This window comes from Desulfofundulus sp., from assembly GCF_049701015.1.
Classification (GTDB): Bacteria; Bacillota; Desulfotomaculia; order Desulfotomaculales; family Desulfovirgulaceae; genus Desulfofundulus.
Genome location: NZ_JBNATZ010000092.1, coordinates 1 through 9,258 on the forward strand (window position 1 = coordinate 1; position 9,258 = coordinate 9,258).

The 9,258-nt window shown below is 58.2% G+C and carries 11 protein-coding genes; all 11 read right to left on the bottom strand.

Annotated features, from left to right (window positions below):
- The coding region (gene mrdA / locus ACPLUI_RS07375; protein ID WP_424659623.1) for a penicillin-binding protein 2 at positions 1 to 2,078 on the bottom strand (2,078 nt) is incomplete at its 3' end.
- A 30-nt stretch (positions 2,079 to 2,108) separates the two neighbouring features.
- Positions 2,109 to 2,612, bottom strand: a complete 504-nt coding sequence (gene mreD, locus ACPLUI_RS07380; RefSeq protein ID WP_424659624.1) for a rod shape-determining protein MreD — start codon at positions 2,610 to 2,612, stop codon at positions 2,109 to 2,111.
- A gap of 70 nt (positions 2,613 to 2,682) precedes the next feature.
- Positions 2,683 to 3,519 carry a rod shape-determining protein MreC gene (mreC, locus tag ACPLUI_RS07385; RefSeq protein ID WP_424659625.1) on the bottom strand — a complete coding sequence of 279 codons (837 nt, stop codon included), beginning with the start codon at positions 3,517 to 3,519 and terminating at the stop codon, positions 2,683 to 2,685.
- 35 nt (positions 3,520 to 3,554) lie between these two features.
- A complete protein-coding gene (locus tag ACPLUI_RS07390) occupies positions 3,555 to 4,586 on the bottom strand; it encodes a rod shape-determining protein (protein WP_424659626.1) in 1,032 nt (343 codons plus the stop codon).
- A 28-nt stretch (positions 4,587 to 4,614) separates the two neighbouring features.
- Positions 4,615 to 5,310, bottom strand: a complete 696-nt coding sequence (gene radC / locus ACPLUI_RS07395; RefSeq protein ID WP_424659627.1) for a RadC family protein — start codon at positions 5,308 to 5,310, stop codon at positions 4,615 to 4,617.
- Positions 5,311 to 5,384: 74 nt separating this feature from the next.
- On the bottom strand, positions 5,385 to 5,978 hold the full coding sequence (locus tag ACPLUI_RS07400) for a Maf family protein (RefSeq protein WP_424659628.1): 594 nt from the start codon (positions 5,976 to 5,978) through the stop codon (positions 5,385 to 5,387).
- A 17-nt stretch (positions 5,979 to 5,995) separates the two neighbouring features.
- Positions 5,996 to 6,202 (bottom strand): DUF4321 domain-containing protein, encoded by a 207-nt coding sequence (locus ACPLUI_RS07405; RefSeq protein ID WP_424659629.1) that lies wholly within the window; start codon positions 6,200 to 6,202, stop codon positions 5,996 to 5,998.
- Between the two features lie 215 nt (positions 6,203 to 6,417).
- On the bottom strand, positions 6,418 to 7,413 hold the full coding sequence (locus tag ACPLUI_RS07410) for a sodium:calcium antiporter (protein ID WP_424659633.1): 996 nt from the start codon (positions 7,411 to 7,413) through the stop codon (positions 6,418 to 6,420).
- A gap of 139 nt (positions 7,414 to 7,552) precedes the next feature.
- Entirely contained in the window at positions 7,553 to 7,783 is a 231-nt protein-coding gene (locus ACPLUI_RS07415; protein ID WP_424659630.1) for a hypothetical protein, read from the bottom strand.
- Positions 7,716 to 8,732 (bottom strand): Ger(x)C family spore germination protein, encoded by a 1,017-nt coding sequence (locus ACPLUI_RS07420; protein WP_424659631.1) that lies wholly within the window; start codon positions 8,730 to 8,732, stop codon positions 7,716 to 7,718. The genes ACPLUI_RS07415 and ACPLUI_RS07420 overlap by 68 nt, the downstream gene beginning before the upstream one ends.
- Positions 8,729 to 9,142: a hypothetical protein gene (locus ACPLUI_RS07425; RefSeq protein WP_424659632.1), complete on the bottom strand. Its 414-nt coding sequence runs from the start codon at positions 9,140 to 9,142 to the stop codon at positions 8,729 to 8,731. Before ACPLUI_RS07425 ends, ACPLUI_RS07420 begins: the two co-directional genes overlap by 4 nt.
- Between the last annotated feature and the right edge of the window lie 116 nt (positions 9,143 to 9,258).

The following is a 9,258-nucleotide window of genomic DNA, read 5'->3' on the forward strand; positions in this document are numbered from 1 at the left end:
GAAGGTGCGGGCACGGCGTGAACAGCTCCCGTTGCCTGTTCCTGGGCAGGTTTTTGCTGATTTACCAGCCCCGTATTGGAAGGCTGGTTCTTCATGGCAAAGTATGCGTCCAGAATCTCCCGGCCCACGGAACCGGCAGCCGAACTCCCGTGACCGCCATACTCCACCACCACGGCCAGGGCCACTTCCGGCTTTTCATAGGGGGCGAAGGCCACAAAAAGTGCATGGTTGTCGTGACCATGAACCTCGGCAGTTCCGGTTTTGGCAGCCGCGCTGTATGACGCCCCTGCGAACACGCCGGCAGCAGTGCCGTCAGGCGGCAGGGTGGCTTCGTGCATACCCCGTCGCAGTATCTCCAGTGTACGGCTCGAGACGTTGACCCGGTGGAGCTCCCGGGGAGAAAATTCAGCCACCACCTGCCCGTCGGGAGCGACGACTTTCTTCACAAGGTAAGGCTTGTAAAGAATGCCCCCGTTCGCAATGGCCGCCACATAATTGGCGAGCTGGAGAGGGGTATAGTAGTTGTTCCCCTGGCCGATGGCCATATCCAGCGTATCGTACTCCCGCCACTGCAATTCCCACTCTATTTTATCATACCTCTCCTGCAGAGGTGCCAGGCGGCTGTTCATCTCCCGCTCCAGGGCCTCCTTTTCCCCTTCACCCGCGCCGGCCATACGCTTCTCATACTCCTTGCGGATATCGTCCATCTGCTTTTGCACACTGTCCAGAAGGGGCTTCCACAGGTTGTATTTCTGCTCCGGCCCGGGTATGCGGCCGGCATATTCCCCGGGCAGTTCCAGCCCTGTTTTCTGCCCCAGACCGAATTCCCGGGCATAGTGTGCAATAGGTTCGGGGCCGAGCATGGCACCAACGGTCCAGAAAAACGTGTCGCAGGATACCTTGATGGCCCGCACCACATCCACTTTCCCGTGCCCGCTCGGTTTCCAGTCAACTTTATACTTGTAATGTCCGGTATCGTTAATGGCAAACTGGGGGGTTATTTTGCCCAGTTCCAGTGCCGCCGCAGCCACCACCATTTTAAAGGTGGAACCCGGGGGATACAGAGCTATAGCCCGGTTAAGCAGCGATTGATCCCGGGTAATTTTGGCCCACGCCTCATTCCACTCTTTCGGGGAAAGATCCCGGGTAAAGATGGTGGGATCATAGGTGGGGTGGCTCGCTATGGCCAGGATCTCCCCGGTACGCACATCGAGCACCACTGCCGCCCCGGCCCTGGCCTGACCATAGCCCTCCTTCTGCAAACGGGCTATACCCCGGGCCAGTGCATCCTGAGCTGCCCGCTGAAGCCGGGCATCAATGGTGAGCACCAGGTTATCTCCCGGTACTGGCTCCTTCACGCCCAGATCCCTCACCGGCTGCCCCTGGGCATCCACCTCTACCTGGCGGGCACCCTGCTGGCCCCGCAAGTAAGGCTCAAAAGATTTCTCCAGGCCGTCCTTACCCCAGGAGTCCCCCAGCCTGTAACCCTTGTCTTTATTCTCCTCGAGCTCTTTCTGGTCCATAATGCCCACGTAACCAAGGGTGGGCACCAGCAGGTCCCCATAGGGGTAGTACCGTACCGGACGTACATCTATAAGAACTCCGGGCAGTTCCAGTCGCTGTTCCTCAATACGGCTGACCGTTTCGCTGGACACATTTTCGGCTATGGGTACCGGCTCATAAAGACGCAACTTCTGTTCGTCCAGTTTTTTATGGATTTCCTGCTCTATTTCGCCCACGCTCATGCCCTGAAAGCTTTTTTCCCCCACTAAAATTTGGGCCAGCCTGGCAATTACACGGTCGGTATCCTTAACCCCTAGATAGGCAAAGGAAATCGCGTAAACCGGCTGGTTGCCCACGATACGCACTCCGTTGCGGTCGATGATCTCCCCCCTGGGAGCCATGATGGGAATCAACCGGAGGTGGTTCTGCTGGGCCATGACCTGATATTTACCCGCCTCCACCAGCTGCAGGTAAGCCAGGCGGATTGTGAGAACCACAAAAGCGGCCATCACCAGGCCCAGCAACACCTGTAACTTTTTCTCCAGATTTCTTGCTGTCCCTCCGTTTATGACCACGGTGCATCCTTCCCCTGTCCGGCTTCCAAACTAAAACTGGCCGACCCCGAACCATCCTTTCAGGTACAGGCGGTAAAACTTACGGTAAAATAACGGAACCAGCAGCGCATTGTACAGGGCTGAGGGGAGAATTACCCGGAATATGGCCACCCCCGGACTGACTTTGACCTTCAAGTAAGCCAGCAGGAGGTAATAAATCAGTTGACTTACAAGCGTGGCCAGAAAAGTCAGGACCATGACCACCAGGCTGCTTTCTTTGTACAAACGGGATTCCGACCAGCCTACCAGATAACAGGCCACGGCAGTAGAGAGGGCGTTGAGTCCAAAATAGTTGCCGGTGACAAAATCTTTCAAAAGACCGGCCACAAAACCCCAGAAAGCACCCTCCCGCTGCCCTCTCCAGAACGCGTAAAAAACCACCAGTAAAAAAATTAGATCCGGTGCCACACCTCTGACGCGGATCAAATCCACGACTGTTGCCTGCAGCAACAGGGCCAGCAGTAAAAATCCAGGCAGGACCAGCAAGCCCAACAAAGGAAAAACCTCCCGCACCAATCTTTTTCATCCAATGGCAAAGGCAAAACGCCCGGCGCAAAAGCCCGGGTCACTGGGCGGCGGGTTTTGCCCCGGTGACAACCAGTACTTCCTCCAGCCGGTTAAAATCAACAAAAGGCCGGACGGAAGCTTCCAGGAAAAGACCCGTAGGGTCCCTCTTCACGCTGGTGATCTCCCCGATAGGGATACCCCTGACAAAAATACTCTTCATGCCGGAAGTGACCACAGTCTGCCCCGGTCTCACAGGCATGTCGTTGGGTATGTGAATCATGTGCAGAGTACCGGCACTCCCTGCAGTACCCTCCACCATACCCGGCGTACGGGTCTCCTGCACCAGAGCGCTCACGGCGCTGCGCGGGTCGGTAATCAGTAAAACGGTGGCGGTACGGTCAGTGGTGGCGATCACCCGCCCCACCAGACCCCGGGGAGTGATGACTGTCATGTTTTCCCTGATACCATTGGACCTCCCTTTGTTGATGGTAATGGTGCTGAACCAGTTCCCGGGGTCCCTGCCTGCAACTCCCGCTGCTGCAACTTCAAGTCCCGAGTCGACAGCGGGACCGCTTTTAAAATCCAGAAGTTTTTTCAGTCTCTCGTTTTCCAAACGGTATTCCGTAGCCCTGTTGAGCTCTCCTTCCAGACGGGCCACCTGCTCCGACAGCTCGTTCGCCCGGCGCGACGCATTCAGCAGGGAAAGGGGGAAAGCAACCACGTCCCTGACCCCCCGGCCCAGCCCGGTGGCCGCCTGTTCCAGAGCAGCAAAGACATCCATAAGCGTCTTTTCCGGGGCCGTTGCTTCCACGCGACCATAGGCGGTCACGCGCATTACGTACAGGACCAGGACCAGCAGAACAACGAGGGAAAAAATCCTCTTGCCCGAAGTCAACGGGACCAACACCCCATTTTTCTTTTATCAACAGTTTACGAAAGCTTGCGCGGGTGAATGAGTACCCGGCGCAAAACATCGATATTTTCCAGCACCCGCCCCGTACCGTAGGCCACACACAAAAGAGGCTCATCGGCCAGGTGTACGGGCATGGACGTCTCTTCACTCACCAGCCGGTCCAGCCCCCGCAGCATTGAACCGCCCCCGGCCATGACAATGCCCCGGTCCATAATGTCGGCCGCCAGTTCCGGCGGGGTCTGCTCCAGAGTACCTTTGATGGCATCCAGAATAGCCGAAACCGGCTCGGAAAGAGCCTTGTAAACCTCTTCGGAGGTAATGCGCACCGTCTTGGGAAGGCCGCTCACCAGGTCCCTACCCCGGACGTCATAGGTCTGTACTTCCCCGTCGGGATAGGCGGTCCCGATTTCAATCTTGATCTCCTCCGCCGTACGTTCACCGATCATGAGATTATAGGCCTTCTTGACGTGCTGGATAATGGCTTCATCCATCTCATCCCCGGCAATGCGAATGGAGCGGCTGGTAACAATGCCCCCCAGGGAAATTACAGCCACCTCGGTGGTACCCCCACCGATATCGACGATCATGTTGCCCGTTGGCTCATGCACGGGGAGGCCGGCGCCAATGGCCGCAGCCATGGGTTCTTCAATGAGATACGCTTCCCGGGCACCCGCCTGCAGGGCAGCTTCCCGCACCGCACGCTCCTCCACCGGCGTCACCCCGGAGGGAACCGAAACCACCACCCGGGGGCGGATAAGAAAGGTGCGGTTGCGCAGAGCTTTATTGATAAAATACTTAATCATGCTCTGGGTCACGTCGAAGTCGGCAATTACACCGTCCTTCATAGGCCGGATGGCCACGATGTTGCCGGGCGTACGGCCAATCATCTGCTTGGCTTCATCCCCCACAGCCAGCACCTGACCCGTATCCCGCTGAATTGCCACCACCGAGGGCTCCCTTAAAACAATACCTTTACCTTTTACATAAACCAGGGAGTTGGCGGTACCCAGGTCTATACCCATATCCTTGGAGAACAGCCCGATTCGCATGTTCTCGCCCCTTTCCTGCCCAGATCGTTTAAATCAAACCCTGCGCCTTGAAACTGACGTACTTATTATCCCCAATAACCAGGTGATCCAGAACTTCTATCCCGATAATACGGCCAGCCTCCAGCAGGCGCCTGGTTACCTCCAGGTCCTCCCGGCTGGGGGTTGGGTCCCCGCTGGGGTGGTTGTGCAGGAGGATCACCGCCGCCGCATTGCGGCGGATGGCGTTCTTAAACAACTCCCGGGGGTGCACCGTGGAGGAACCGAGAGTCCCAATGGAAATGGTCTCCCGGGCGATCACCTGGTGCCTGGTATTGAGCAGCAACGCACGAAAATGCTCCCTGTCCAGGTGGCGCATTTCCTCCATGACCAGACAGGCAGCATCTTCGGGACTCCTGATCACCGGGCGGACCTCCCCGCCGGACCGGGCAATACGGCACCCCAGTTCCAGCGCTGCTTTCAACATGGCCGCCTTGGCCGGCCCGACGCCACGGATACTGCTCAACTCCTCTACGGAAGCGTCAACCAGGCCCCGCAGGCTCCCGAAACGCCCCAATAAGGCGGCAGCCAGCTCGATGGCACTGGCCGTGGGCGTACCGGTGCGCAGGAGAACGGCTAAAAGTTCCATATCCGTCAACACCCCGGCACCTTCCCGCACGATGCGCTCCCGCGGGCGCAAATCCACGGGCATATCCTTGATGGTAATGCGATACGGCGGAGAGTCCAAGACTTTCTGCAGCCTCCAAATATATCTTAAGTAAGATGCCCGGCAGGTTCCCGGGGAAACTTCCGGTGTAAAACTCAGTTGTTTCGAGCATACTTCAGGGGGTCGATGCCAAATTCCTTCAAAACCAGGGCCAAACGGGCCAGGGGAAGGCCGACCACATTAAAATAGCACCCCCTGATTCCGGCAATAAAAATTGCCCCCAGTCCCTGGGCAGCATAAGCCCCTGCTTTGTCCAGAGGTTCGCCGGTAGCCACGTACCCCGCAATTTCTTCCGCCGTAAGCGGCCTGAACTCAACGAAGGTGCGTTCATGAGTAACCACCTGGCGCCCGGAGGGTTTTTCCACCACCGCCACGCCTGTGTAAACTTCATGCACGTTCCCCGACAAAAGACCCAGCATCTCACCAGCCTCACGGGCGTCGGCGGGCTTGCCCAGGACCCTGCCCTGCCAGACCACCACTGTATCCGCGGCCACCACCAACCCTCTGGCAATGGAAGGAGCCACGGCCCCGGCTTTCTTTAAGGCCAGCGTCTCCACCAGCTGGTGGGGGGGCAACCCTTCTTGCACCTCTTCCTCGACTTCAGGCAGCACTACGGTAAAAGGCAAGCCCAGTTGCTTAAGCAACATGCTCCGGCGCGGCGAAGAAGAGGCCAGGTAAATGGGTAACACTTTTTAACCTCCACCATTTAGAGTTTGCGGTACAGAAGATATCCCAGAAGTAAACCCAGGGCCGTAAGGGGGCCCAGTGTAAGGGTGAAACCAAAGGTGAGCCGGATAAAATGCAGATCTAAAGTGGCCGGAGCCAGACCGACCGAGCTAAATGGTTTGAGCACCGGCAGCAGAGGAATGAGCACGACCCCCAGCGCGTCACCCAACAGGGCTCCGAGCAGCATAAGAATCAGCAGCAGCCAGAGGCTTCTCTGGGGCTTGTACAAAGCGGCCACAGTCATCACCCGGCAGCGAAATTTGACTATTTATCTGTATCAGTTTATCATTTTGGCTCCTTTATGACAAGCTGCAATTCGCCCCTGATAGTCATTTCCATTCCAGGTATCAATTTATCCTACCAATGAGAATTTCATCCCACAAAGGGAGCGATGGGCGAAAACTAACCTATGACACCCGTCAGCACCGCTGCCACAAAGGCAGCGTAAAAAGCGCCACCGTAGGCAACAAGGAGCCGCGCATCCAGAAAACCCCACCTCAAAAGCAGCAGGTAAGTGAGCAGCCCGGAAACCAGGGTCAGAAGCGCGCTTAAAAAGGCCGTTTTCGTAAGCACCCACGGGGTCAGGAGAATGCCGATGGCTGGAATGACGGAACTCTGGAAGACCATGGCCCCGGTAATATTACCCAGAGCCATGGTATCCTTGCGCTGGGCAAGCCAGATGACACTGTTGAATTTTTCGGGCATCTCCGTGGCCAGCGGAGCAACCAGAAGGGAGAAGACAAAAGCGGGGATTCCCAGCAACGATGCCAGCGCCGTCACACCATTCACAAAAACCTTCGCCCCCGCTACAATCCCGGAAAAGGCCAGGAGCACCTGAATGATTACCAAAACCAGGGGAGGGTCGTCGAGCTTTTTGCACAGGTACAGGGGTTCATGGTCGCCTTCCTCCCGGTCCAGGGTTCGCCCCCTGGCAATGGTCAGGTAAACGAAATAAATATAGGCAACAACCAGCCCCAGGGCGGCCAGAAACTTACACAGCCGGGGCAGGAAAGCAGCCGCCACAGCCAGCGTATAAGCTACCAGGAAAAAAAACAGGTCCCGCCGGATCACGCGGGGGTCGGGCTCCAGGCGCTTGCGGCGAAAGGCCAGCACAGCCCCTCCGCTGATCAACAAGGCCAGGGTTGCCAGCATAAAGGGCGCACCCAGGATAGCCCCGATGCCTACCTCTTCCCCCACTTCACCACCACCCACCAGGATGGCTATCAGGGGGATGACCGTTTCCGGCATGGCCGTCCCCACCGCAGCCAGAACGCTCCCCACGGCCCCCTCGGTCAGGCGGAATTTCCTGCCCAACCATTCCACACCGTTGGTAAAAAAACCGGCGCTGACCAGGATGACCCCCAGGCTGATCAATAACAGGGCGATGTCCAGGCCCACGGAAAGATCCCTCCATATAAAAAGGCCCACCGCCAGCAAACGACGGGCCTTCACTCCTGGCATAATTATAGTCCCACGGGCCGGCAATGTCCAGCCTTTCCCACCGGGGGTCCGCGGCCGAACTTCCCGGCGTCTGTAATCAGGTGAGCGCTTTTTGAATAAGATTGGTCAGCGGGGCGAAAACAGCTTCCACGGCCCTGGCCGGGTTGGGCAGCGGTATTTTTAAAGCCAGGCCAAAGCTGTAGATCATACCGATGAGCAGTAACACGCTGAAAGCGACCAGTTCCCGCCACATTTTCTTTTTAACCAGAGGCGGTACCTGCAGAGCTATGATGAGGATGAAGATCACGACCAGCAAAGCAACCTCCACTGCTCCCACCCTCCTTGAACCTTGCTTCCTGTTTCTGCGGCGGCCGCAGCGGCCTGTTGATCAGGCCCGTGCGCCGGATTTCCGTCTTCACATCCACGGTCACGGGCATGGAAGCGAAAACGTCATCCCATTCCTTTTCCACCTGCCTCCACACCCGGGGGTACTTGCGGTGCACCACTTCACCAAAACCCAGGGTGTCGGCCCGGAATTCCTCCTGCAACCTGGTCACGCAGGCCACCACTTCTTCCTTGATCGCCCCGGCCAGCTGGTCTTCCAGCCGGGACACCACTGCGGGATTGTTCAAATCGACTTCCAGGTTTTCTGATTCGGTGAGGTTAACACGGGTGCGTATCTTCACGCGCATACCCAGCTGGCCGCCGATCAGATACGGCTCCAGCTTTACCCCCCCGCGGCCGGCACGCAAAATCTCCACGGCCAGTTTCTGTTCACCCCGGGCCCCCGGCAGGGAAAAAGTAACCGGCCCGCCCAGCACTTCTCCCCGCACCCACAGCAATCCCCGGGCTTCCTTCTCGTTGAGCCAGCCCACCAGCCTGTCCCGGCGGAAGACGGCCGTCCCTGTTACTCTGATGTTATGAGAGGGTGCGGGGCCCGTACTCCCGGGGCGCAGGGACATGCTGCTGAAGGCGGTGTTCGGTACCGCTTCCACGATAGCCGTATACGGCTCCGCACCCGAACTCTCCAGCATCCTGACAAAATCCCCCAGGCGGGTGACCGAAAAACGGCTGGAAAGCTTCTGGCGGATGACCACCCCCATGATATTCTGGGCCGGGGTGACCTCCAGGTGGACGGGAACTTCCATGATATCCCTGGGGTCCCCCCTGGCCACCAGGACCCAGGTGTCCCGCCGGAACTGGCGGTTGCGCTCAAAGAAGTCCAGCACTTCCGCGACCCCCCTTTCCCGGGCCAGTTTTTCAGAAAGAATGATCACCTGTTGTGGGCGAAAAAAAGCTCCCGGGGGGTTTCCATGGACAGGCGGCGGACGGCTTCAAAAATTGTCCGTCCCTCCATGGACAGGTTGAGGTAGCGCTTGCGCCCGCCGCCACCGCCGCCTCCACCACCCATACCTGCCATACCACCACCCCCGCCGGCAACAGCCGCGGGAACCAGGGCCTGCACCTCCAGGCGGACCCTGCCCTCCGGCGCGCTATCGACCGCCGTGAGCAGAACAATGCCCAGGTCCTCTACCTCCCGGTGGTCCCAGCAGCCGGCCAGGAGCACAGGCGTTAACAGCAACAGCAAACAGACCTTCACCCGCCAGCTCCGGGGGAAAAGGCGGTTGTGCTCAGGCGGCACCTTGAATTGTTCTGTTCGTCCGCAGTCGATACCGGACCTGCTCATCAGCCACCACCCTTTCAAGCTGCCGCTGGTACCGGCCAAGGTTCGCTATCTTTCCCGCGTACCACCCCGCCCCGGCTTTTTTGAGGGCGGCGGGCCCGGCTTGATGCCCTGCGCCT